This window comes from Nitrosospira multiformis (genome assembly GCF_900111585.1).
Classification (GTDB): Bacteria; Pseudomonadota; Gammaproteobacteria; order Burkholderiales; family Nitrosomonadaceae; genus Nitrosospira; species Nitrosospira multiformis_B.
Map to the genome: position 1 here is coordinate 215,275 of NZ_FOHI01000005.1, position 22,764 is coordinate 238,038.

The following is a 22,764-nucleotide window of genomic DNA, read 5'->3' on the forward strand; positions in this document are numbered from 1 at the left end:
GGCAAATTTACCTATGTCGAATTTGATGAATACTTACCTGCGCCTGCCCGTTACATTTGCGAGGGGGGAAGGGGTGTGGTTATGGGACGAGGAGGGCAAGCGCTATCTCGATGCGCTTGCCGGAGTAGCGGTATGCGGGCTGGGGCATTGCCACCCGGCGCTGGCAAAGGCCCTTTGCGAACAGGCAAGTACCCTTATCCATACTTCTAATCTCTACCATATCAGGAAGCAGGAACAACTAGGAACGAGATTGACCGCGCTTTCGGGCATGGACAATGCATTTTTCTGCAATTCAGGGGCTGAGGCCAATGAGGCAGCGATCAAGCTCGCAAGGTTGTATGGGCATGGGAAGAATATCGATTTGCCGACCATTATCGTCATGGAAAAATCCTTCCACGGACGCACCATGGCGACGCTGACTGCAAGTGGCAACCGCAAGGTGCAGGCTGGCTTCGAGCCGCTTCTCACCGGTTTTGCACGGGTTCCCTATAATGATCTCGAGGCAGTGGCGCAGGTTGCGGAACACAACAAGAACGTCGTCGCTATCCTGGTTGAACCTTACCAGGGGGAGGGGGGGGTCAATGTGCCGCAGGCAAATTACCTGCAAGGTCTTCGCCACCTCTGTAACCAGAACGGCTGGCTGCTGATGCTGGATGAAGTGCAGTGCGGAATTGGCCGCACCGGCAACTGGTTCGCTTTTCAATACAGCGGCATCACGCCGGATGTCATCACGCTCGCCAAAGGTCTGGGATCGGGCGTGCCCATTGGCGCCTGCCTGGCGAAAGGTATTGCGGCAAATGTCTTCAAGCCAGGCAATCATGCCTCCACTTTCGGTGGAAACCCGCTCGCCTGCAGTGCTGCACTCACCACGCTCGAAGTAATCGAGAAGGAAGACCTGCTGCGCAATGCAATGGAAGTGGGCGATTTCATGCGCAGTCTGTTCAAGGCGCAGTTGGCCGATTTGCCGGAGGTAATTGAAATTCGCGGCCAGGGCCTGATGATAGGCATCGAGCTTTCGAGACCGTGCGGTGAACTGGTGAAGGAAGCTTTGAAAAAAGGCCTTCTCATCAATGTAACCTCCGATAAGGTAGTGCGTCTGCTACCGCCGCTCGTGATTCAACGTGACGAGGCTGAGCAGGTAGTCAACACTTTATCTCCCATTGTGAAGGAATTTCTGGCAGCTTGAGTTTTTTTGCGATCGCGAAAAGTGAACGGTTGAAGTCATCCAGGCTTGAGTCTTCGCAATGGACTCGCCCCTGACACCAAAAATATGCAGATCAAGCATTTCTTACAGTTCAACGATTTTTCCCGGGAGGAATTCGAGTATCTGTTCGAGCGCACCCGCTGGATCAAGCAGGAGTTCAAGCAGTACCGACGCTACTGGCCGCTGGAAGACCGTACTCTAGCCATGATCTTCGACAAGCATTCAACCCGCACCAGGCTTTCGTTTGAAGCGGGCATGCATCAGCTGGGCGGGGCGGCGATCTATCTTTCCACTCGTGACACCCAGCTGGGGCGCGGCGAGCCGGTCGAAGATGCGGCACGGGTGATTTCTCGGATGGTGGATATCGTCATGATCCGTACCCATGAGCATGATATCGTCAGGCGGTTTGCGGTGCATTCGCGTGTTCCGGTCATTAATGGACTGACCGATGAATATCACCCCTGCCAGATCATTGGGGATATTTTTACGTTCATCGAGCACCATGGCAGCATTACCGGCAAGACGGTGGCGTGGATAGGGGATTCCAACAACGTTTGTAATACGTGGCTCCAGGCAGCGGAAGTATTCGATTTCAACGTCCATGTCTCCACTCCGCAAGGCTACGAAGTGGAGCCGGAACGGGCCGGTCTTTACGGGACAAGCCACTATGAGGAATTCGCCGATCCACATGAGGCAGTAAAAGGCGCAGATCTCGTCACCACGGACGTCTGGACCAGCATGGGATTTGAGGCCGAAACCGAGGAGCGAAAAAGGGATTTTGCGGATTTTCGGGTGGATGCGGAAATGATGTCGCACACCCGCAAGGATGCGTTGTTTATGCATTGCCTGCCTGCTCATCGTGGGGAGGAAGTGGCGGCGGAAGTGATAGACGGACCGCAATCGGTGGTATGGGACGAGGCGGAGAACCGGTTGCATACGCAAAAGGCGCTGATTGAATACCTGTTGCTGGGAAGACTGGATAACGCCGGATAGAGCAGGATTTTCAATAGGGGTTATTCAGCGAAGTCAGGCCGGCATTTTTATTAATGAGACAAGCATGGGAAAAGAAAACAAGGCGAATGTCGCTGAGATTAAAAAAGTAGTCCTGGCATTTTCCGGGGGCCTGGATACGTCGGTGATCCTGAAGTGGCTGCAGGATACCTACCGGTGCGAAGTTGTCACCTTCACCGCTGACATTGGCCAGGGGGAGGAGGTGGAACCTGCCCGTGCAAAGGCGAAGCAGCTTGGCGTGAGGGAAATTTTTATTGACGACTTGCGTGAAGAATTCGTACGCGATTTCGTTTTTCCCATGTTTCGCGCCAATACCATTTATGAAGGGGAGTATCTGCTCGGCACCAGCATCGCACGCCCGCTGATTGCCAAGCGCCAGATCGAAATCGCGCGGGAAACCGGTGCAGACGCCGTGTCGCACGGTGCGACCGGGAAAGGCAATGATCAGGTGCGCTTTGAACTCGGTTACTATGCGCTTCAACCGGATATTCGGGTGATTGCGCCGTGGCGCGAATGGGACCTTACCTCCCGGGAAAAGCTTCTGAAATACGCGGAGCAGCACGGCATCCCGGTGGAAATGAAGAAAAAGGAAGGATCTCCCTACAGCATGGATGCCAATCTTCTGCATATTTCGTATGAGGGACGTATTCTCGAAGACCCTGCGCAGGAGCCGGAAGAGTCGATGTGGCGCTGGAGTGTTTCGCCGGAAAAAGCACCGGACAGTCCCGAATATATCGACTTCGAATTCAGGCAGGGCGATATCGTTGCATTGAATGGGGAAGAGCTTTCGCCGGCGCGCCTGCTCGCCAGACTCAATGAACTGGGGGGCAAACACGGGATAGGGCGCCTGGATCTGGTCGAAAACCGGTATGTCGGTATGAAATCCCGCGGGTGCTACGAGACTCCCGGCGGCACGATCATGCTACGTGCCCACCGGGCCATGGAGTCCATTACACTGGACCGTGAAGTCGCACATTTGAAAGACGAGCTTATGCCACGCTATGCCGAACTGGTTTACAACGGCTATTGGTGGAGCCCCGAACGCAGAATGATGCAGACGATGATCGATGCGTCACAGGCGCATGTAAACGGCTGGGTGCGGGTGAAGCTCTACAAGGGTAATGTGATTGTTGTGGGGAGAGACTCGAAAACAGATTCGCTGTTTGATCCTCATATTGCCACCTTCGAGGATGATCAGGGTGCGTACAATCAGACGGATGCTGCCGGTTTCATCAAGTTGAATGCACTCAGGATGCGGATTGCCGCCAATTTGAGAAATCGCAAATAATAGCGCTGGAATTATCGGCAGCAATGGAACAACCAAAGGTGTTGAAAGTTGTGCAAGCATCATCCAATCAGGGGCGAAGTCTCTACATCTTTGATGCTCATGAACAGAGCAGCGCCAGTGGGGCGGGAAGTCCGCTTTATGAAAACTGCATGAGATTCTTTTGAGAAGATTGATATGCCATCATTCGATATCGTTTCCGAAGTCGACAAGCAGGAAGTTAGAAACGCAGTTGACCAGGTGAATAAGGAAGTGGGCACGCGTTTCGACTTCAAGGGTTCTGACGCCCGCGTGGAACAGGCGGATTACACGCTGACTGTTTTTGCAGATGATGAATTCAAGCTGGATCAGGTGTTCGACATTCTGACCACCAAACTGGCCAAGCGGAATGTCGATGTGCGCTCCCTGGATAAGGGTCAGGTGGAAAAAATCAGCGGCAACAAGGTGAAGCAGCTCGTCACGGTAAAAACCGGCGTGGAAAGTGAGTTGGCTAAAAAAATTATCAGGCTCATCAAGGACAGTAAACTCAAGGTACAAGGCAGCATTCAGGGGGATACTGTGCGTGTTTCAGGCGCAAAGCGGGATACCTTGCAAGAAGCCATCCAATTAGTCAAGAAATCGGTCACGGATTTTCCCCTGCAATTCCAGAATTTTCGCGATTGATCAATGTTTCGATTGACCTGAACGCTCTGATTTTTATCGCCTCTCTGCTTCCTGATTCTCCTCCTTTCCACAATTTCCCGATCAATTCGATCAATTGAACCTGATCCCATTGATCCAGCGCTCATAGAGCTTGTCGGCTACACGCTGCAACCGTGATATTCGGGTGGACAAGTTTGTTTGCATTGCCTCTGCGGACTGCACCGCAGGGCCTGGGCTCGAAGCAATTTCCTCCGCACCGTGGCTGCACCAGTCTTTCACCATTTCTTCGGTCATTTCCACATGGCACTGCAATCCCAAGTGCTTATTATCCAGTGCGAATGCCTGATTTTTACACCAGGGGCTGGAAAGCAGCAGTGTAGCGTTATCCGGGATAGTGAAAATCTCGCCATGCCAGTGGAACACCTCGCACTTTGACAGATTCCCAAACCACTCCCGAGCTGGCTGATTATCGGCAGTGCTTGCCTCACCCCAGCCGATTTCCTTGACCGGGCTTTTGGAAACCACTCCTCCCAGTGCCTTCGCCATTAATTGACCACCGAGACAGTGCCCTAATACAGGAATATTGTTTGCCACTGCCTGGCGGATCAACGAGAGTTCATTTCTGATCCAAGGCAAATCATCATTTACACTCATCGGGCCCCCCATGAATACCAGGGCGCCGAATTGGCCGGCATCGGCAGGTACACTTTCACCGGCATCTATTTTTATGAGTTGCCAGGGAATGGCATGGCGATCGAGAAACGTAGCGAAATAGCCTGGCCCTTCGATTGGAAAATGCCTGAAGATTGCGACCGGCTTCATGGATATGCATGCACTCCGCTGGCTGGCAAGGAGGAATGGAAGGAAAGGGAATCTAGATGTTTAGTACCGGTCAGCGGTGCCAGGGGGCTACCTCGGCATCCGCAATCACCCGCTGGCCGGTAACCTGGACGCCGTCAAAATTCGCGCGTTCGTGCGCGCCTATGAGGTAAGTTCCGGTCTTAACCAGGATCTCCACCTGTCCATTCGCTACTGCAACGCTGCCGCCAGCGGCGCGCTTGCTGACACTGAAACGGGTGCCGGTATCCCTGATATAGGTGGTTCCCACCTTCAGATTCAGTTTTCCAGGCTGGTTGCCCCTCACATCAAAAAAGGCGTTGCCCCGCAACAGTTCAATCCCGCTGGGTTCCGTATTGGTGACAGCAACACTGCTATCGGCATCGAGACTGATGGCGATATCGGGCGTTGCAAGAACGGTGAGCCGCTGGCCGGGAATGGTTTCATGGAGACGCGTAGTAATCGGCTTGGCAATGAACCAGGATAACAGGCCGAGCCCTACGGCAGCAGCTACGATGGAGCCATGTACCACGAACGGTACCCACCGGTTGCGGATCACGCCGGGCATGCAACTATTATCCCTGCAATGATGGAGCGTTCACCGGCGTGTCTGTCATCGCTTGAATTGACCGTAATGATATTCCTTCCGCGGCCGTGCTTCGGAATTGTTATTTTTGTGAAGGGTCGGTAACGAAACCTATTCGCACCAGTCCCGCCTTTGCTGCAATAGACATCACCTGCGCTACATGCTCGTAGTGGACATGTTTGTCGGCGCGGATATGAAGCTCGATATTGGGATTCTGCCCTACCGCTTCAGTGAACCGCGGAGCCAGTTGATCCATTGTAACCGATTCACCATTCCAGTAAAGGCTTGAGTCGTCACGCAAGGCGAATTCCACGTGATCCGGTTGAGTGATGTTTGGACTGCTGGATGCCTTCGGCAGGTCGATTTTAACGGAATGCGTGAGCAACGGCGCCGTAATGATAAAAATCACCAGCAGTACCAGCATCACGTCCACCAGGGGTACGACGTTGATTTCAGCCATCGGGAGCTGCCGGTTACTGCTGTTCATGCTGCCGAATGCCATTACAGCCTCCTTTCGCCCGGTGCCGCTGCGGGGGAAACCAGCGGGGTAACCACCCGCAAGGAACGCTCATCGCCGGGAGATCCGCCTGCTTTTGTTCCAACCGTGATCAGGACGAAAAGATCATGGGCAAAGGCATCAAGTCGCGCCAGCCAGATGCGATTGCGCCGTCCAAATGTGTTATAGGCCAAAACCGCGGGAATTGCCACCGCTAGCCCGAGCGCTGTCATGATCAACGCTTCTCCCACGGGACCTGCTACCTTGTCCAGCGTACCCTGGCCGGATAATCCGATTTGGATCAAGGCGTGATAGATGCCCCATACCGTGCCAAACAAGCCAATATAGGGCGCAGCCGAACCTGCGGATGCAATCACGGTGAGACCATTTTCCACCTGCGCTGCTTCCTGGTCGAGGCCATTGCGCAGTACGCGGGTGATGAATTCGCTCGCGCCACCCGCTGCGGCGAGATTTTGCAATCCATGTTTCTCCGAATCGGCGGCTGCGTTCATTGCCAACCGGGCAAGTTGCGCAAAGGCGTTGTCATCCGAATCCTCTTTCAGCGTCGAATTTACTTCCTGCAACGAACCCGCGCTCCAGAAACGCTTGAGAAAGGCGTCAGCCCGCTTTCCCATCATGATATTGGAGATACCCTTGGTCAGGATGAGATACCAGCTTGCTACAGAGAGTGCAAGCAGCAGTATGAGCACCGTCATACCGACGCCATCGAGCTGCGCCAGAAAATTTGAAAATCCGAGACCTGTTTGCATTAGGTTAATCTCCTTGGAGTACAAAGTTGAAGGGTTGCAGGGCAACAGCCCGCACCGGTTGACCATTGCGTACGGTGGGTGTGCAGCGCCAGGTTTTGACAGCGGTCATGGCGGCTTCGTCCAGCCGTTTGAAGCCACTGCTGTTCACTACGTGTGCCACATTGACGTATCCTTTTTCATCCAGTTCCACTCTTAGCACGAGCTTTCCTTCTTCGCCGAGCCGTTTCGAAAGTGCCGGATAAGTCGGCGCATTCAAGTGGGGGCACGCGACTGATAATTCCGAGGAAAGTGAAACCGGGCCCGCCGGCATTTGCGACGCAGGAGCTGCTTCCACTACCGGTTCGGGTTCGGCTTCAGGCTCGGCTTCGGGTACCGGTTCCGGCGGGGGAGGCGGCGCGACAGGCTCACTCTCGGACAATGGGGGCGCTTTTGCAACGAGTTGCTGCGGTTGCGGTTTCTTTACAGGTTTAGGCTTAGGCTTGGGCGGAGGAGGTGGCGTTTCAGGCTTGGCCTCTTCCTTCGGCTGGGGCGAAGGAATGAAATTTACCATCAGTGTCGCTAATTGTTCCGGTGGGGGAATCAACTGTTGTTTGAACAGGAAATAAAGCAGGCCGGCGTGGATCACAACGACGAACACCAGACCAGACAAGGATATGCTGCTGTGCTTCAAGGTCATTGCCTGCCCTGCGGGCTCAATACTTTCCATTCTGCTTTCCGTTCGCGGTATCGACAGCATTTCGCGCCAGCCATTCCTCGACGAGCGACTTGTTGATCAGGCCCATCTTGACCGTGCGCTGGTGTTTCTGATCATAGAAATAGGTCCGCGGTACTTCGCCGTACCAGCGGCCATCGATTTCCTGGCGGAGGCGTTCCGGCATATCCTCTGCGAAAACCCATTGTTCGAACTTGGCTGTTCCATAGTTTGCAGCCCGGTCAGCGAGTTGAGGCATATCATCGACCGTGTCGGTAGCAATCAATATCACATTCAGCCCGGGGTGATTCTTTTCAAGCTCGCTCAGCATTTTGAGTTCAGTGGGGCAATACTGGCAGTCGAGGGACCAGAGGACGAGAATGAAAGGTTTGTTAGGCCGGGATGCAAGCACTTGCTTGAGGCTTCCCGATGTAAAAAGGCGAATACTTTCCGCCGCGGCGACAATGTCGACAGCACCGAGGAAGAACATCAGTACGAGCACCATCCGAAGTACAGGACTGCCATAACTACCGGCCGGACCGTGGAGCGCCGGGGCAGATTGGAATTTCAGAGTACCAGGCATTGGTAATGTAAATCTAATTAAGAATCACTTGCAATTCAAGGCGGGATTGTACCACTAACAGTCGGCTGCACAAATATTCGAATGCAGTTTCAGAATTTTTTGATCAACTTTTCTCAATTTTGGGAAGGAATTTTCCATATCTCCGACGACCCCGCATCCATGATAGGCAGGAAAAAGCATTATCGCAATGTGACAAATTGTCGCAGGAGCAGAAGATATAGAGCATGAGATCATGAAGGTTGTATTTCTGCATACCTTGCTCAAGCCGACCCTTGAGGGGCATACGAATAAACTCCCCTGGAATAAACTTCTCCTGGCATTACCTGCTTTGTTAAAACAGCTATAGTAACCCGCCAAAAGTTTGCTAACATTGCCGCCGGTGAGTTTGCTCCTGTTCTTTCATCTTCCAAGAGGCGAATCGTCCTGGCTACAAAACAGGAATTTTCGAATTTTCTGGCTGAAATCGAACGGCGCGCCTACAAGCAAGCTTTGTTTGCCATACGCGATGAACATCTGGCCCTAGATATTGTTCAGGATTCGATGATGAAGCTTGTCGAGAAGTATTCGGCCAAACCGCTGGAAGAACTACCTCTCCTGTTTCAACGCATCCTGCAAAATACCATCCGGGATTTTTATCGTCGACAGAAAACGCGCTCACTGTGGACGACGCTGTTTTCAGCATTCATTCCTTCCGACCATGAAAAGGAAAGCGAAGATTTCGATCTGCTGGAAACTTTGCAATCCGATGCGTCATCATCTAAGGTTAATGACCCTCACCAACAACTCGAACAGTCGCAACTTATCAATCTGCTCGAGAGGGCTATTGAAACCTTACCGGCACGTCAACGCGAGGCTTTTCTACTGCGTTACTGGGAGGAAATGGATGTTATGGAAACTGCAAAAATTATGGGGTGCTCCGAGGGGAGTGTGAAAACGCACTGTTCCCGTGCAACCCATGCACTTGCCGCAATGTTGAAAAAACATGGAATTGGGCTATGAGTGAAACTGATGTAGGGAGAGAAGTAGCGCGGTTGTTGGATCGCGGACTCGATGACATCAAGCAGAGCACGTTAAACCGTCTCCAATCTGCTCGCAGAGCTTCTCTGGAAAATTACCATATGGCGGAAACAGTTGTTCGACTTGGCCAGAGCGGGCAGGTCGCTTCATCGCGAGGTGGGCATCATGGTCATTCGCGAGTTGGCAAGTTATTATCGGTGATAACATTGTTGCTAGCTTTGGCGAGTGCCATTTATTGGCAGAATTTGCAGCAGAGTGATGAGAATGAGGAAATCGAGATAATGCTGCTTGTGGATGATCTGCCGATAGATGCCTATCTGGACGATGAGTTCGGTGAATGGTTAAATCAGTCATAGCCATCACATCAGCGCTGTACCTGTTATTTTCGGTCCCGGTTGAAGCAGGCCAACCTGCCTGGGAAGAATTGAAGCCGCAGCAAAAGGAGGCGTTGGCTCCGCTCGCACAGGAGTGGAACGGGTTGGATCCTGCAAAGAAGAAGAAATGGCTGGGCATTGCCAAACGCTATCCGCATATGACACCCGAAGAGCAGCACCGGACTCAGTTGCAGATGCGGGACTGGTATTCGCTGACCCCTGAACAGCGGGAGCTGGTACGTGAGAAGTATAAAACCATCAAGAAATTACCGCCGGAGAAGCGCCAGGAAATAAAGCGCAAATGGCGTGAGCATGAACACCAGCAATGAAGCATCCTACTATAGCAGGCGGTTCAACAGACAGGCAGGTGCGCCTCCGGTTTTCTGTTTTTTCTCAATACTGCACTGCAATAAGACCAATACGAAAGCCTTCCTGAATGAATTTCCCGACACCATGAAAATTTCCGCGCCGGGACTGGGGCGGAGATTACTGAGTATGTTGTACGAATCGCTGATTCTGGTTGCGGTTCTGTTTATCGCCAGTTTCGTTTTTCATCTTGTCTTCCGGGATACCAGTTCCGTTTTTTTCCGACCCGCATTCCAGCTTTATCTGCTCGTGGTTGCAGGTATTTATTTCACCTGGTTCTGGACTCACGGTGGACAAACATTGCCCATGCAAACCTGGAAGCTTCGTGTAATCAGTGCGGATGGAGGCCGCCTTAATCTGAAGCAGGCGTTCGTACGCTATCTATTCGCCGTCATCGGCATCTTTTTGTTCGGTTGCGGGATATTGTGGGCGTTATTCGACCGGGATGGATTGTTCCTGCATGACAGGCTTGCGAGTACCCGGATCGTGAAGATCGAGCAGTGAGATACCTGGCGGGGACGTATGATGGGACGATCGCCATCTTGCCGTGAAACCGCAGCTTCAAATCGGCGGCGGCTTCAGATGGCTGATGGAGAGTGTCGCCACTGAGGCTACGCTGTTCCTCCCACCGTCAGTCCATCTATGCGAAGGGTGGGTTGACCCACGCCTACCGGCACGCTCTGACCTTCCTTGCCACACGTCCCAACACCGGGATCAAGCGATAGATCGTTGCCGATCATCGAAACGCGGGTGAGTATATCGGGACCGTTGCCAATGAGGGTGGCGCCCTTCACCGGATACGAAATTTTTCCGTTTTCGATCATGTAAGCTTCCGCAGCCGAAAATACGAATTTTCCGCTGGTGATATCTACCTGTCCCCCGCCGAAATTGACCGCATATAATCCGTGCTTCACGGAAGCGATGATTTCTTCCGGAGTTTTGTCCCCATTCAGCATATAAGTATTCGTCATGCGTGGCATGGGAATGTGCGCAAATGATTCGCGTCTTGCATTTCCTGTGACGGAAACGTTCATCAGCCGTGCATTCAGGCTGTCCTGCAAATAACCCTTGAGTATTCCGTTTTCGATCAGCATTGTGCACTGGGTGGGATTCCCTTCGTCATCGACATTGAGCGAGCCCCGCCGGCGTGCAATAGTGCCATCATCCACCACCGTCACTCCCGGTGCAGCCACGCGTTCGCCGATTCGACCCGCAAATGCGGAACTCCCCTTGCGGTTGAAGTCTCCTTCCAGCCCGTGGCCAATGGCCTCATGCAACAGTATTCCCGGCCAGCCCGAACCGAGCACCACAGTCATGGTTCCGGCAGGCGCCGGTTTTGCATGCAGGTTGACGACCGCCTGGTGAACCGCTTTTGCAGCATAGTCGCGCAGCACGTCATCCGTGAAGTATGCATAGTCGAAGCGTCCTCCTCCTCCTGCAACTCCTTGCTCACGGTTGCCGTTTTCCTCGGCGATAACCTGCAATGAGAGACGTACAAGCGGGCGCACATCGGCTGCCAGAAGACCGTCACTGCGGGCAACTAGAACCACTTCGTATTCCCCTGAGAGGGAAGCCATGACCTGGATAACACGTTTATCCAGCGCCCGGGCATAACTTTCGAGCTTTTCGAGCAAAGCCACCTTGTCCGTATCCTTGAGGCTGGCAATCGGGTCTTCAGGTAGATAAAGCTCGCGTCCCTTGCTGCGTTTGACGGCTTGCACCGATTGTGTGACGCCATGGCGAGCGATGGCTCGCGTAGCCTGTGCGGCGGACACCAGCGCAGGCATGCTGATGTCGTCCGAATACGCAAAGGCGGTCTTGTCTCCGCTGACTGCGCGTACACCCACGCCCTGATCGATATTAAAGCTGCCGGATTTGACTATGCCTTCTTCCAGAGCCCAGCCCTCGGCTCGGCTGTACTGAAAATACAAGTCGGCATAATCGATGCGGTGCGCAAGCATCTGGCCGAACACGTTCTGTAATCCGGTTGCATCCAGTTCATGAGGTGCAAGCAGACAATTGTTGGCCGTTGCGAAAAGATCGTTAACCTGGATAGTCTCTGTAATCATGGTAGTTAGTGGGGGAGAAGGAGAACAAGGTTCAACGGAATTCAACAGTGACGCAGCGTGCGGTGATTCAAGGCAGGCAGGCTGCTGCGCAAGCTCGCCTGGTATTCCGGATCAATATCCGCGATGACGACTCCGGGTCCGCGCGGGAGGCGGTCCAGCACCACGCCCCAAGGATCGACTATCATGCTGTCCCCATGGGTTTCCCGTCCATTGATATGGTATCCCCCCTGAGCAGGTGCAACGACGTATGCCAGATTTTCGATGGCGCGGGCGCGGATCAAAGTTTCCCAGTGCGCCTTGCCCGTGGTGGCAGTGAAAGCCGCCGGGGCGAAGATAATGTCTACTTGTCCCATGGAACGGTAAAGCTCGGGAAAGCGGATATCGTAGCAGATGGAAAGGCCGATACGGCCAAAGGGGGATTCCAGGGCAACGACACCTTGGCCTGCCTCAATGGTTTCTTCTTCGGCATAGCGTTCAGTCCCCAGCTCCAGACCGAACAAATGTATTTTGTCGTACCGTGCGACTTGCTCACCGCTGTCATTGTATACCAGGCAACTGTTTCGCACCTTGTCAGGCCGGGAAGAAACGAGGGGCACCGAGCCGCCTACCAGCCATAGGCCGAGACGCTTGGCAGTATTGCCCAGGAATTCCTGTATCGGCCCCTGATTATCCTGCTCACGTGCCGCTACTCTATCAGCATCCTCCATGCCCATCAGGCAGAAATACTCGGGGAGCGCCGCCAGCTTCGCGCCGCGTGATGCAGCAATGTCCAGAAGTCGCCCGGCTTCTTCCAGATTGGCGTAGATATTTGGACCTGCCGCCATTTGAATGGCGGCAACACGAACCGGGCCCTTGTGAGCTATTTCAGGAGGAAGCGAGTTACAGGCGACGGAGTCTTGCATATTTGAAGTGTATTTTTCGGGCAGTCAGTGGAGAATACAGGGTAACTTAAAAGATTGTCTTTATAAAGTATTGTGGTTGATACCACTTCCGGCATTGTCCACAGATCGCTCGCGGGCGCGAAACAAGCGTTAACAGACCCTAATATACGCGTTGGCTGGCGAGCGCAGTATCGCAGTATAACGGGCGTGATCAGTCAATGCGCACTTGCCGGCAGACCTCGTGCGAGAGATTCTGGTCATGGTTGAGGCTCCGTCAGTTCCGGGGCCGGTTGCCCTATTCGGCTTACGACAGGATCTGTCCAGGTGCCGGTAATGTTGTAGTCTCTTGATGGAGCAGGTGTTTTCTTCATGGCTGTGCTTGCAATTACCGATGCCATCCCGACTACGGGAGACGCAAGTCCATAGGAAGGGGTAACCCTGATATGAAGTTTTTGCGTTTCCGCTTCGAGATTCATCTGTCCATTCATGGTAACCCTTGCGGCCGGCCCGTTTATTTTAAGCTCATCCGTCGATGCAATGCCACTCGCGATATTTATGCTGCCGGAAATGTCGTCAAATCCGAAGCCTTCACTGAACACATCCCGAAAGTCCAGCGTAATCCGCCGCGGCAGTGAACGGAGATTGAAAATTCCAAAGAGCCTGCCAATTCCGGGCTCAAACTTGGGAAATTGTCCACGTCTTGCGCCAAGCTTAAACCTGCCGGACAAGGTGGAGTAATCTATCGACAGGGGATCCCCCTGCCAGGACAGGATACCCTCAAGCGTACCGCTTCCACTGGTTACGCGATCAGGAAGGCCGATCCGCTCCAGAAATTTCCCAATGTCATCTGCTTCCAGCATGACGGTGGCCTGCGTCTGCGGAGTCGGCACCCGGTTTTTCCATAGCCCTCGCATTGTTATCGAGCTGTCGGGGCTGACAATGTGCAGTTTGTCGATATACCAGTTCCGTTCTTCCTGATTTGCAACCAATTCCAGCTTACCCAGTTGTTTCTCACCAAAAACAAAGTCGTCCGCGATCACATCGAGTGCCGGCAGATCCTTTTCCTGTTGTCTGCTCCTGGATACCGTATCTGGTCCGGAGGGAGGGTTTGCAGGAATGATCAGTCTGTTCAATCGCGCCACTATCTTGCCGGCACCGGATGGATTCCAGGTGATGCCTCCATTGACCTCCTCGCTTGCGATCCTGCAATACCACAGGCCGTCTTTTCTGTTAGCATCCAGCCTGACATCATCGAACTGCCTGCCCAGAAAGCCAAGCGATTCTATATACAGGTTTAAGCCGTTCAAACTGGAAGGGGCAGCAGGTTGGATTTCGAATTGCTTGAGCAAGAGGCGCCAGCGGTCGAGATTCAATACGGGCAATGCACCCTTTATCACGATACCGGGCTCTTCGGGGAGAAAAACGGGTGAGGGACCGAAAACGACGGCACCGCGTTCCACATAAAAATGACCGGCATCGTCCCGGGTGCGGCTGATCTTTGCCTTGATGCGCTCGCCATAGCTCAGGTGCAGCTCCTCGCTCTGCGTACCCGTCGCCTTTCCTTCGAATTTCACTGATATTGCATCGTGCGCCGCCTTCGACAAAGGCTCGGGCAGATCCGATGAAATTCCCTTCAATGATGATTCAACGATCACATCCGTGGACCGGTTGCCTACGAGCACGGCTGCTTGCCAATCGCTGCTGCCGTGTATGTGCCTGGTCCAGAAAGGGGCGCTCCGTGGCCCGCTGGCTTGCGGAGCTGCATTCAGGTTGTCGAAGTCGACCTTTCCGATAGCGGAAAAACGCACGCCCCCGCCTGGCATATCAGAGGAACTGATCAGCACGGGACCGCCGAGAAGACGGCCGCTCAGGTTTTTCGTTCTTATTTCAGAATCGGTAAAGGTCAGCGCGCCGTTCAATTGCTCCAGCTCGGGAATATGTGAGCTCGGAGCGATCCGGTTGTTCATGAATTGGTAGTTGCCCCACAGTTTAGTTTCCCCTGAGCCGCGCAGAGGAGTATCAAGTTTGAGAAGCAATCTTCCGTCGCCAAAAATACGGGTATTCTCCATCAGCCAGTTATCGTAGGTGTCCAGTGTTTTTGCGGCAGCGAATGCCAGAAACTGATGAGTGGCGCCCGTCGCTTCCAGTTCGGTTTTGAGTCTCGCCTCGGCGGCAGTCATGTCAGGAATGATCAGTCTTGCCTTCCCCACACGCGCCCCAAGGATATCTCCTTTGGAAACGTTGATCTCCATGCGATTATCGTTAAGGCGCACGGTGCCTGCGAGATTCTCTATCCGGGGCAAGCCGGGGAGGTGATCGAGCAACATGCCCGATATCTTTGCGGCAAATTCGAAGACGCCGGGATTGCTTGAGACGAAGGGAGGTCGAGCCAGATTTCCCTTTAGGTGAAACCGTGCATTCGAAATACTCCCTGCAACAATGGATTCACTCAGCCAATCAGGAAAATACTCTCTCCCTTTCCCTTGGGTCGGCAGGAGACGCAGCAGAGAAGGCATGTCAGCGCGGGTGAGATGAGTTGTCAAGTCGAGGATACCCGGACTGGCAGGCGCTATCTGGTAATTTCCATAGCCTGACCCAGCTGCATACGCACTGGAGAAGGAGATATTGCTGAATTTTATCGACTTTGAACCGTTGCTGGTCAGGTTCCATCTTATCTGTCCGGCAAGTGTATTCAGTGTTACCGGTTCAATGGGTGCATCCGGTAGTTGCAGTACCGTGTTTTGGGAATCCAGATTCAGCGTGCCTCCCTGTTCGGTAATGTCAATATTCCCGCTGATGCCAGTGAAGGCAGGCATGCTATCGGACTTTTTCATTCCCAGTTTGGTAAATCTTCCCGTGGCATGGAAAGAAGAAGGCGCCGGCCATTCGCCCGTCCATTTTATCAACATCGAATGCAGCTTACCGCGGGGGGAAACAGCGCGGATTTTAGCCCGGAGCGGCTCGCTAATCGGCAGGTATTTCGCCAACTCCTCCAGTTTATCCAGTCTTAGATTCTGGACGCTCAATGTGTTGCTATCCGGTTTGCCGGCATCGTGGTGAAGCTGCTGCAACGAAAAATCCAGCAAAGGCAGGGGCGGTTTGCCATAAAATGCCGCGTCGAGCCGACGTGCGAAGAGTTGACTGCCGTTGCTGTCGTTGTCATCCACCTTGTGCCATCCGATCCTGCCTGCCAGCTTGGTCAGGTTCAATTCCGGCAGAGTCGGCGCAAGCCGCGCCTTTACATTCTGCAAGCGCATGTCTGCCGTAACTTTGTTCATATCTGCACCGTCGATATCCGCCCAGATACGCAGCGCGCCAACGCCCCGATTCAACTTTATTTCCTCGGGGAAGGGCAGCCAGGCGCGCCAGGCCGCTATATCGGCACGGGTTATCTGCATGAAAAGCCGGCCGCGCCATAATCCGGGATTCGCCAGCGCCTCCCCCTTGAAATCCCCGCGCATATCGAGGTGGGCGGCAAGTTGCGCGGGAGGTACGGCGCGGATGCCGAAGCGATGGTGCCTGCCCCGGTTCTCGAGGCGCAGATTGACCAGCAGTTCCAGTTGCGGTGCAGTGCGCTGGTCATCCTGCCAGAGGATATTGGCATTGTTTATGATGACTTGCCTCTGGTTGAGGAGCCAGTCGAAAAAGCCATCTTCGCTTCCAGTAAATTCCTGCTTCAGTGCGAATCCGGCGACGTGAATGACGCCGGCCCTGTCTCGACGTACGATCAAATCAGGCTGATCGATTGCGATTTCACGAAAAAGCAATTCGCCATGCAATATCGAACGCCATGAAAGCGTGCCTTCAAGGCGGTTCAGCAGTAAGGTGACACCCTCGTTATCATGCACGCGCACATCACGCAGCATCATGTGAGGGCGGAACCCATCCCAATTCGCGCTGATCTCGCCCAGTGTTACATATTGACCGGAAGCATGGCTGATGGCGGAAGCGAGGTTTTCACGGTACTGTTCGATATTTGGCAGCAGCCAATAGCGGAGAGACAGCAGTAGAACCGAAAAGACGGCTGCAACTGCAATCAGTACCCACATGGAAAGCCGGAACAGGAAGCTCCGTAGCACAAAAGGTAAAATTGCTGACAGGTTCAATAAATTGTTCCGATACGGATACTAGGGGAAGGACGCAGGAACCTTCGGACCGCTGGTGATTATTCGTTAAATCATACTCACAGAAGAAATCTGATCCGGAGGTAAATGCGGGGGGTAGATGCGACAAAGCGGATTAGATGCGGCGGCAGGTTCTTTGTTCAATCCTTCAATAAAAGCCGCGGCATAGGTTGTGCAGGAATTATCTACTCCATTCATTATCCTCCCGTTTTATTTTAACCTGAATTCAACCATGCCTTCCGATCGTCCCGCTGGAGAAATAGTGCAATCTGTCCTGTCGCTGAGCCGTTACGTCCAGGCTCAGCTGGCAAACGATGCTGCGCTGCTGGCTGAGTTGGAGCAAAACCTGTGGCGCCCTTTCATGCGAGAAGAAATGCAGGCATTTTTGCAGGCATCCGCCGAAGGGATAAATAATGAGGAAGGGCTGCACGCAGTCTTGCGCGGCTTGCGCAAGCAAGTGCTGCTGCGAGTGGCGATACGGGACCTGGCAGGACTGGCTGACTTGGCCGAGGTGATGTCATCCATGACAACCCTGGCAGAGCTTACCATCGGTTTCGCACTGGAGCGCTTGTACGCCTGGCTAGCCGAGCCAGGGCGTTACGGTCAACCGAAAAACACCGATAACCGGGTTCAGCAGATGCTGGTCATCGGGATGGGAAAGCTTGGCGGCGGCGAACTCAATGTTTCCTCAGATGTGGATCTTATTTTCGTATATCCGGAAGATGGCGAGACCGATGGGCAGCGATCGATTTCCAATCAGGATTTTTTCGTTCGCCTGGGGCGGAAGCTGATTACAAGTCTTAATGACATTACCGCGGAGGGTTTCGTTTTTCGGGTGGATATGCGGTTGCGGCCTTATGGGGAAAGCGGACCGCTGACGATGAGCTTTGCCATGCTGGAAGAATATCTGATCACCCAGGGACGGGAATGGGAGCGTTACGCGTGGATCAAAAGCCGCGTCGTAGCAGGTCCGCGCGAAGAAAAACCGGCACTTGTAGAGCAGATCACGCAACCCTTCGTGTTTCGCAAATATCTGGACTTCGGCGCTTATGAATCCATGCGCGCGCTTCATGCCCAAATCCGTCGGGAGGTTCAGCGCCGGGAAATGTACGGCAATATCAAGCTTGGGTCGGGCGGTATTCGCGAAATCGAGTTCATTGCCCAGGTATTCCAGCTGATTCGGGGCGGACGCGATCCGGATTTCCGCATCCGGCCCACGCTTGCTGTACTGGGTTTGCTGGGGGAAAAGCAGCAGTTACCGGGGGAAACGGTGACAGAATTGGTCGAGGCATACACCTTTTTACGCAACCTCGAGCATCGCCTGCAGTATCTTGACGATCAGCAGACTCACGTCCTCCCTGAAAGCTCCCCAGACCAGTCGCTGATTGCAGCTTCGATGGGTTTTTCGTCCTATGACGGATTTTTAAAGAAGCTCAATAACCATCGCTCGAATATAACGCGACATTTTGAAGCTATCTTCGCGGCACCGCGCACTTCGCAGGCCTCCAATGCGCTTGCCGACCTGTGGAAGGCTGGAGAAAACGGCGTTCAAACTGAAGCCGCGCAGACGCAACTCGCTAAACTGGGGTTTTCCAATCCGGAGAAAGTTCTTGAGTGTGTGGAAGGATTTCGCTCGGGCACCCGCTACAGGCAACTGCCGCAAACGAGCAAAAAACGCATCGATGCGCTTGTTCCCACTCTAATCGAAGTGGCTGCGAAGTTTCCTTCCGCAGACCTCACGCTGGAACGACTGATACAGTTGCTGGAAACAGTCAGCAGGCGCTCAGCTTACCTGGCCCTGCTGCGCGAGCATCCCGACGCGTTAGGGCGGGTAGCCAAGCTCGTCAGTGCAAGCCACTGGGCCAGCGAATACCTGAACAGGCATCCGATCCTGCTGGACGAACTGCTTCCGGGGCAGTTTCGAAATCCGCTCGATTGGTCTCGTGCCAGGGACAGGCTGATGCACCAATTGCAGGATGCGGAGGGTTCCGGCGGCACCGATGTCGAACAGCAAATGGATATATTGCGGCATTTCCACCATGCACAGGTATTTCAGTTGCTGGCACGGGATGTGGAAGGATTGCTGCCCCTTGAGACCTTGAGTGATCATCTTTCCGATCTTGCCGACTTGTTGCTCGATGCTGTATTGCACCTTGCCTGGTCGGGGTTGAGGAGGAGGCATAGAGATATACCCGCTTTTGCCATCATCGGCTATGGCAAGCTCGGCGGCAAGGAACTTGGCTATGCCTCCGACCTCGATATCATTTTTCTCTATGACGACCTCCATGCTGACGCTCCAGAAAGCTATGCCCGGCTGAGTCATCGTATCAACTCATGGCTCACCAGTTACACTTCAGCCGGATTGCTCTACCAGACAGATCTGCGTTTGCGCCCCAACGGCAGCAGCGGCCTGCTGGTGAGTTCGGTTCAGGCATTTGCTGAATATCAGCATCACCATGCATGGGTCTGGGAGCATCAGGCGCTGAGCCGGGCGCGATTCGTGGCCGGAGATGCACAGGTAGGGGAGGCATTCGAGCGTATTCGCCGGGAAGTGCTGCGTCACCCGCGCGAATTGTCGGATCTGAAACGGGAAGTATTGGTAATGCGGCAAAAAATGCTCGATGCTCACCCTAATAACAGCGGGTTGTTCGATATCAAGCATGACCGTGGAGGCCTTATCGATGTCGAGTTCATTGTGCAATACCTGGTCCTTGGATACGCCTGTCATCACAAGGAGTTGACCGGCAATATCGGTAATATCGCGTTGTTGAAGCTGGCGGCAAAGCTGGGACTGATCAGGAATGAAGTCGCAGAACCGGCCCTTAATGCCTACCGGGAATTTCGGCGGACGCAACACTGGCTGAGATTGAGCGGTTACTCCGATCTCGCTGGTTCGTCTTTCGCGAACGGCAAATCGCAAAAATTTGCACGCGTTGAAGCAGATTATTTTGAGAATGAAATCGCGGCAGTTTCCGGCTTGTGGAGCGAAGTCTTCGGCGCATCCGCGGTTTAGTCCTCCCTGGATTCAGGGTACACCTCCATCATAATTCAGCAGTTCGATGAGAATGAATGCGCTCGCGCTGGAAATACTTCTTTAACCAATGGAGCAATTGTCTCTTGCGGTTTGGGTACGAAGTGCTATACCTCTAAAAAGCCCTGAAAAAATTCGACGTTTTCTTTGGTTATAGGTCCGTAAAGCCTATTAAATCTTTTAAGAAAGAGGGGAGAAAAGGGAGGTTTACTATGCACTCAGTCAAAATGCTCGCCGGAGCAACGTTTGCTACCGCCATTCTTTGCAGTCCCTCCGCCTGGTCCGCCGCCCCCGTGGTGTACAGCGGGTCGGGCGCCAACGCAACTACCGCTCTTGATGCTTTTCGCGCCGCAATCGGAGGCGCCAAGAATACCGGGGCGCCCGAAACGAGTGGGCGCCGCGAAATCAGTTGGGACGGGGTCAAGCTTGATGGCACCGATGCAAATCCGAACACCCAAGTGGTCGACAGTGGCCATACAGTTATCATCCCAGTTGATCGTTTTCGCGGCCAGGGCGCACTATTCGAGGATCCCTATGCAGTAAGCGGAGATGGCTTTGCCAGTGTTAACCCCGCCACGGCGGGGCAGTTTCCTGCCTTCAGCCCCAACAATACCTTCGTCATGCAGGATGACACTCCATACCAGTTCGATGACCGCTTCATCGGGCAAAGCTTTACCATTCCCGGCACGGCGACGACTGCTGGCACGCGCGGTTTCGGTGCCATCTTTGTCGATGTAGAAAAAGCTGGCAGCAGCATCGAATACTTCGGTCACGACAGCAGTGGACACGAGGTCAGCCTGGGCACCTTTAATGTGCCCACGGGTGCGAGCGGCGAGCCGCAGTTCCTCGGCGTGCTGTTCGATCAGCCGGTGGTGACGGACGTGAAACTGGCTGTGGGGACAAACACCCTGTTCAACTTCGATGGCACCCATTTTCAGTCGTTTGGCGGTGAAAATCTTCCTGGCAGTACTGATCTTGCCGTCACCGATGATTTCGTCTACGCAGAACCGACCATGGCAGCAGCCATTCCCGAGCCGTCATCTTATGCCTTGATGCTGGCGGGCCTTAGCCTGCTTGGTTTGATTGCCTATCGCAAAAAACCCGCGTTTAACCAGCTCTAGCATCATTTCAAACAAACCCCATCTCAGCAATGGGGTTTGTTTTTCAGCGACATTATTTTTGTAGCCGTACTGCTGAGAAGGATTCAAAGCAGCTGGCTATGCCTGCAAACGACCCAAACGCTCCTCAGCCCCTCTGCAATCGTATTTGCCTATAACGGGCTTATAGTCTATTGGTACTCTAGCGGCAAATTATCGGCGATTGTACTCACTCCTAAAACTGCCGGCAGTAAGCTCCAATCTTCCGCCTGTCGCAAAACCGCATCTGCCTCGCTGGTATTCAAGATAAATTCCACTTTGATAGCAATTCCAGAATAATCCCAGGCACTAACGGATGAGCCTGACAGGTATGTGGAATGGTTGCAAGTCCCGTGTAAACAGTCTGCTTTCCTGCACCCCTTCTCTCGAAAGGGAATCCAGAGGATCAGGAAATGCGTTAGAATATACGAACTTAAATTCTCTCCGGAGTTTGTGAATGTCAATGGCTGACCGCGACGGTGTGATCTGGAGTGATGGAAAGATGATTCCGTGGCGTGAGGCTACCACACATGTACTCACCCACACCCTGCACTACGGGATGGGGGTATTCGAAGGATTGCGCGCCTACGAAACCCCCCGCGGATCTGCAATTTTCCGTCTGAAAGAACATACCGATCGTTTATTCAATTCCGCGCACATCTTCATGATGAAGATGCCCTATGACAAGGCGACGTTGATGCAGGCGCAGTGCGATGTCGTAAGGCAGAACGATCTGAAGTCTTGTTATATCCGTCCCATCGTGTTTTATGGTTCGGAAGCCATGGGCATTTCAGCTAAAACGCTTTCGGTGCACGTGGCTATTGCAGCTTGGGCGTGGGGCACGTATCTCGGTCCTGATGGCCTCGAAAAAGGTATTCGTGTCAAGACTTCGTCATTTACGCGGCATCATGTGAATATCAATATGTGCCGTGCCAAGTCGGTTACGACCTATGCAAATTCCATCCTCGCGCATCAGGAGGTAGCGCATGATGGTTATGATGAGGCACTGCTTCTCGATGTGGACGGCTATGTTGCCGAGGGGGCTGGTGAAAACATATTCATCGTGAAGCAGGGCAAATTGTATACCCCTGACATGACTTCCTGTCTGGAAGGCATTACGCGCGCATCTCTCATAGAGCTCGCGGAAGAAATCGGGATTCCGGTTATCGAGAAGCGCATCACCCGCGATGAAGTCTATTGTGCGGATGAAGCCTTTTTCACCGGCACCGCAGCCGAGGTAACGCCGATCAGGGAACTGGATAACCGCACGATCGGCAGTGGCAGGCGTGGTCCTATCACGGAGAAGCTCCAGACCCTCTTTTTTGAATGCGCCAGGGGCAATGGCAAACATGCCGAGTGGCTCACTTATGTCTGATAAAACGTTATATCCTCATCGATACATTTAAGCGATACGTCTAGGAAATCTGATGCAGAAGCTTGCCTCCAATACCCAGCGCCAGATCGAGGTGACACCCGATGATTTGCCGCTTCATTGTCCCACGCCTTCCATGCTGTTATGGAATTCGCATCCCCGGGTTTTTCTGCCCATAGAAGATACAGGGGAAGCACTGTGTCCTTACTGCGGCACACATTATGTACTCAAGGGCGGCGCAGTTGCAGGCCACCATTGACCTGATATACCTTAAAGTCCAAATACGAGC

At 53.4% G+C, this 22,764-nt stretch carries 21 protein-coding genes; 12 read left to right on the forward strand and 9 right to left on the reverse strand.

Annotated elements, in window-relative coordinates; genetic code table 11:
• The first annotated feature begins 13 nt into the window (after nt 1-13).
• The 4 genes from BMW46_RS09770 to BMW46_RS09785 all read left to right on the forward strand — a co-directional run bounded on the left by BMW46_RS09770 (nt 14) and on the right by BMW46_RS09785 (nt 4,163).
• The gene (locus BMW46_RS09770; protein WP_074707863.1) at nt 14-1,186 is read left to right on the forward strand and encodes an aspartate aminotransferase family protein; all 1,173 of its coding nucleotides are present in this window, start codon (nt 14-16) and stop codon (nt 1,184-1,186) included.
• A gap of 84 nt (nt 1,187-1,270) precedes the next feature.
• Nucleotides 1,271-2,197: an ornithine carbamoyltransferase gene (argF, locus tag BMW46_RS09775; protein ID WP_074707865.1), complete on the forward strand. Its 927-nt coding sequence runs from the start codon at nt 1,271-1,273 to the stop codon at nt 2,195-2,197.
• A gap of 64 nt (nt 2,198-2,261) precedes the next feature.
• Nucleotides 2,262-3,503 carry an argininosuccinate synthase gene (locus BMW46_RS09780; protein ID WP_074707867.1) on the forward strand — a complete coding sequence of 414 codons (1,242 nt, stop codon included), beginning with the start codon at nt 2,262-2,264 and terminating at the stop codon, nt 3,501-3,503.
• Nucleotides 3,504-3,677: 174 nt separating this feature from the next.
• On the forward strand, nt 3,678-4,163 hold the full coding sequence (locus tag BMW46_RS09785; RefSeq protein ID WP_074707870.1) for a YajQ family cyclic di-GMP-binding protein: 486 nt from the start codon (nt 3,678-3,680) through the stop codon (nt 4,161-4,163).
• A gap of 90 nt (nt 4,164-4,253) precedes the next feature.
• On the opposite strand, the gene BMW46_RS09790 is transcribed toward BMW46_RS09785, so the two are convergent.
• The 6 genes from BMW46_RS09790 to BMW46_RS09815 all read right to left on the reverse strand — a co-directional run bounded on the left by BMW46_RS09790 (nt 4,254) and on the right by BMW46_RS09815 (nt 8,027).
• Nucleotides 4,254-4,964 (reverse strand): type 1 glutamine amidotransferase, encoded by a 711-nt coding sequence (locus BMW46_RS09790; protein WP_074707872.1) that lies wholly within the window; start codon nt 4,962-4,964, stop codon nt 4,254-4,256.
• 70 nt (nt 4,965-5,034) lie between these two features.
• Nucleotides 5,035-5,547 carry a FecR domain-containing protein gene (locus BMW46_RS09795; protein ID WP_074707875.1) on the reverse strand — a complete coding sequence of 171 codons (513 nt, stop codon included), beginning with the start codon at nt 5,545-5,547 and terminating at the stop codon, nt 5,035-5,037.
• Nucleotides 5,548-5,647: 100 nt separating this feature from the next.
• Nucleotides 5,648-6,067: an ExbD/TolR family protein gene (locus BMW46_RS09800; protein WP_074707877.1), complete on the reverse strand. Its 420-nt coding sequence runs from the start codon at nt 6,065-6,067 to the stop codon at nt 5,648-5,650.
• Nucleotides 6,067-6,831 carry a MotA/TolQ/ExbB proton channel family protein gene (locus tag BMW46_RS09805; RefSeq protein ID WP_074707880.1) on the reverse strand — a complete coding sequence of 255 codons (765 nt, stop codon included), beginning with the start codon at nt 6,829-6,831 and terminating at the stop codon, nt 6,067-6,069. The genes BMW46_RS09800 and BMW46_RS09805 overlap by 1 nt, the downstream gene beginning before the upstream one ends.
• A 4-nt stretch (nt 6,832-6,835) precedes the next feature.
• Nucleotides 6,836-7,537, reverse strand: coding sequence for an energy transducer TonB (locus BMW46_RS09810; protein ID WP_442512556.1), 702 nt, complete (start codon nt 7,535-7,537; stop codon nt 6,836-6,838).
• Nucleotides 7,524-8,027, reverse strand: coding sequence for a redoxin domain-containing protein (locus tag BMW46_RS09815; protein WP_256377031.1), 504 nt, complete (start codon nt 8,025-8,027; stop codon nt 7,524-7,526). Before BMW46_RS09815 ends, BMW46_RS09810 begins: the two co-directional genes overlap by 14 nt.
• Before the next feature lie 501 nt (nt 8,028-8,528).
• On the opposite strand from BMW46_RS09815, the gene BMW46_RS09820 reads away from it, so the two are divergent.
• From BMW46_RS09820 to BMW46_RS09835, 4 genes are read left to right on the forward strand one after another with little or no spacing between them, the layout of a single operon-like run.
• Complete coding sequence (locus tag BMW46_RS09820; RefSeq protein WP_074707885.1) at nt 8,529-9,104, forward strand: RNA polymerase sigma factor; 576 nt, start codon at nt 8,529-8,531, stop codon at nt 9,102-9,104.
• The gene (locus tag BMW46_RS09825; RefSeq protein WP_074707888.1) at nt 9,101-9,478 is read left to right on the forward strand and encodes a DUF3619 family protein; all 378 of its coding nucleotides are present in this window, start codon (nt 9,101-9,103) and stop codon (nt 9,476-9,478) included. Before BMW46_RS09820 ends, BMW46_RS09825 begins: the two co-directional genes overlap by 4 nt.
• Nucleotides 9,460-9,825, forward strand: a complete 366-nt coding sequence (locus BMW46_RS09830) for a DUF3106 domain-containing protein (RefSeq protein ID WP_074707890.1) — start codon at nt 9,460-9,462, stop codon at nt 9,823-9,825. The genes BMW46_RS09825 and BMW46_RS09830 overlap by 19 nt, the downstream gene beginning before the upstream one ends.
• Nucleotides 9,809-10,366 carry an RDD family protein gene (locus BMW46_RS09835; RefSeq protein WP_371113503.1) on the forward strand — a complete coding sequence of 186 codons (558 nt, stop codon included), beginning with the start codon at nt 9,809-9,811 and terminating at the stop codon, nt 10,364-10,366. Before BMW46_RS09830 ends, BMW46_RS09835 begins: the two co-directional genes overlap by 17 nt.
• 107 nt (nt 10,367-10,473) lie before the next feature.
• Here BMW46_RS09835 and tldD read toward each other — a convergent pair whose 3' ends face one another.
• The 3 genes from tldD to BMW46_RS09850 form a co-directional block, all read right to left on the reverse strand.
• Nucleotides 10,474-11,931, reverse strand: coding sequence for a metalloprotease TldD (tldD, locus tag BMW46_RS09840; protein ID WP_074707893.1), 1,458 nt, complete (start codon nt 11,929-11,931; stop codon nt 10,474-10,476).
• Between the two features lie 41 nt (nt 11,932-11,972).
• Nucleotides 11,973-12,833 carry a carbon-nitrogen hydrolase family protein gene (locus tag BMW46_RS09845; protein ID WP_074707894.1) on the reverse strand — a complete coding sequence of 287 codons (861 nt, stop codon included), beginning with the start codon at nt 12,831-12,833 and terminating at the stop codon, nt 11,973-11,975.
• 236 nt (nt 12,834-13,069) lie between these two features.
• A complete protein-coding gene (locus BMW46_RS09850) occupies nt 13,070-16,918 on the reverse strand; it encodes a YhdP family protein (protein WP_256377032.1) in 3,849 nt (1,282 codons plus the stop codon).
• Between the two features lie 250 nt (nt 16,919-17,168).
• Here BMW46_RS09850 and glnE point away from each other — a divergent pair, with 250 nt between their 5' ends.
• From glnE to BMW46_RS09870, 4 genes are all read left to right on the forward strand, one after another.
• Nucleotides 17,169-19,949, forward strand: coding sequence for a bifunctional [glutamate--ammonia ligase]-adenylyl-L-tyrosine phosphorylase/[glutamate--ammonia-ligase] adenylyltransferase (gene glnE / locus BMW46_RS09855; protein ID WP_074707899.1), 2,781 nt, complete (start codon nt 17,169-17,171; stop codon nt 19,947-19,949).
• 230 nt (nt 19,950-20,179) lie between these two features.
• Nucleotides 20,180-21,088, forward strand: coding sequence for a PEP-CTERM sorting domain-containing protein (locus tag BMW46_RS09860; RefSeq protein WP_074707902.1), 909 nt, complete (start codon nt 20,180-20,182; stop codon nt 21,086-21,088).
• A gap of 472 nt (nt 21,089-21,560) precedes the next feature.
• Nucleotides 21,561-22,478: a branched-chain amino acid transaminase gene (locus tag BMW46_RS09865; RefSeq protein WP_074707904.1), complete on the forward strand. Its 918-nt coding sequence runs from the start codon at nt 21,561-21,563 to the stop codon at nt 22,476-22,478.
• A gap of 52 nt (nt 22,479-22,530) precedes the next feature.
• Nucleotides 22,531-22,734 (forward strand): zinc-finger domain-containing protein, encoded by a 204-nt coding sequence (locus BMW46_RS09870; RefSeq protein WP_074707907.1) that lies wholly within the window; start codon nt 22,531-22,533, stop codon nt 22,732-22,734.
• Nucleotides 22,735-22,764: the final 30 nt, after the last annotated feature.

Excerpts from the sequence above, each read along its gene's own strand:
- BMW46_RS09770 (WP_074707863.1), top strand. The coding sequence starts at position 14 with ATGTCGAATTTGATGAATACTTACCTGCGCCTGCCCGTTACATTTGCG.
- argF (WP_074707865.1), top strand. The coding sequence starts at position 1,271 with ATGCAGATCAAGCATTTCTTACAGTTCAACGATTTTTCCCGGGAGGAA.
- BMW46_RS09780 (WP_074707867.1), top strand. The coding sequence starts at position 2,262 with ATGGGAAAAGAAAACAAGGCGAATGTCGCTGAGATTAAAAAAGTAGTC.
- BMW46_RS09785 (WP_074707870.1), top strand. The coding sequence starts at position 3,678 with ATGCCATCATTCGATATCGTTTCCGAAGTCGACAAGCAGGAAGTTAGA.
- BMW46_RS09790 (WP_074707872.1), bottom strand. The coding sequence starts at position 4,964 with ATGAAGCCGGTCGCAATCTTCAGGCATTTTCCAATCGAAGGGCCAGGC.
- BMW46_RS09795 (WP_074707875.1), bottom strand. The coding sequence starts at position 5,547 with ATGCCCGGCGTGATCCGCAACCGGTGGGTACCGTTCGTGGTACATGGC.
- BMW46_RS09800 (WP_074707877.1), bottom strand. The coding sequence starts at position 6,067 with ATGGCATTCGGCAGCATGAACAGCAGTAACCGGCAGCTCCCGATGGCT.
- BMW46_RS09805 (WP_074707880.1), bottom strand. The coding sequence starts at position 6,831 with ATGCAAACAGGTCTCGGATTTTCAAATTTTCTGGCGCAGCTCGATGGC.
- BMW46_RS09810 (WP_442512556.1), bottom strand. The coding sequence starts at position 7,537 with ATGGAAAGTATTGAGCCCGCAGGGCAGGCAATGACCTTGAAGCACAGC.
- BMW46_RS09815 (WP_256377031.1), bottom strand. The coding sequence starts at position 8,027 with ATGGTGCTCGTACTGATGTTCTTCCTCGGTGCTGTCGACATTGTCGCC.
- BMW46_RS09825 (WP_074707888.1), top strand. The coding sequence starts at position 9,101 with ATGAGTGAAACTGATGTAGGGAGAGAAGTAGCGCGGTTGTTGGATCGC.
- BMW46_RS09830 (WP_074707890.1), top strand. The coding sequence starts at position 9,460 with ATGGTTAAATCAGTCATAGCCATCACATCAGCGCTGTACCTGTTATTT.
- BMW46_RS09835 (WP_371113503.1), top strand. The coding sequence starts at position 9,809 with ATGAACACCAGCAATGAAGCATCCTACTATAGCAGGCGGTTCAACAGA.
- tldD (WP_074707893.1), bottom strand. The coding sequence starts at position 11,931 with ATGATTACAGAGACTATCCAGGTTAACGATCTTTTCGCAACGGCCAAC.
- BMW46_RS09845 (WP_074707894.1), bottom strand. The coding sequence starts at position 12,833 with ATGCAAGACTCCGTCGCCTGTAACTCGCTTCCTCCTGAAATAGCTCAC.
- glnE (WP_074707899.1), top strand. The coding sequence starts at position 17,169 with ATGCCTTCCGATCGTCCCGCTGGAGAAATAGTGCAATCTGTCCTGTCG.
- BMW46_RS09860 (WP_074707902.1), top strand. The coding sequence starts at position 20,180 with ATGCACTCAGTCAAAATGCTCGCCGGAGCAACGTTTGCTACCGCCATT.
- BMW46_RS09865 (WP_074707904.1), top strand. The coding sequence starts at position 21,561 with ATGTCAATGGCTGACCGCGACGGTGTGATCTGGAGTGATGGAAAGATG.
- BMW46_RS09870 (WP_074707907.1), top strand. The coding sequence starts at position 22,531 with ATGCAGAAGCTTGCCTCCAATACCCAGCGCCAGATCGAGGTGACACCC.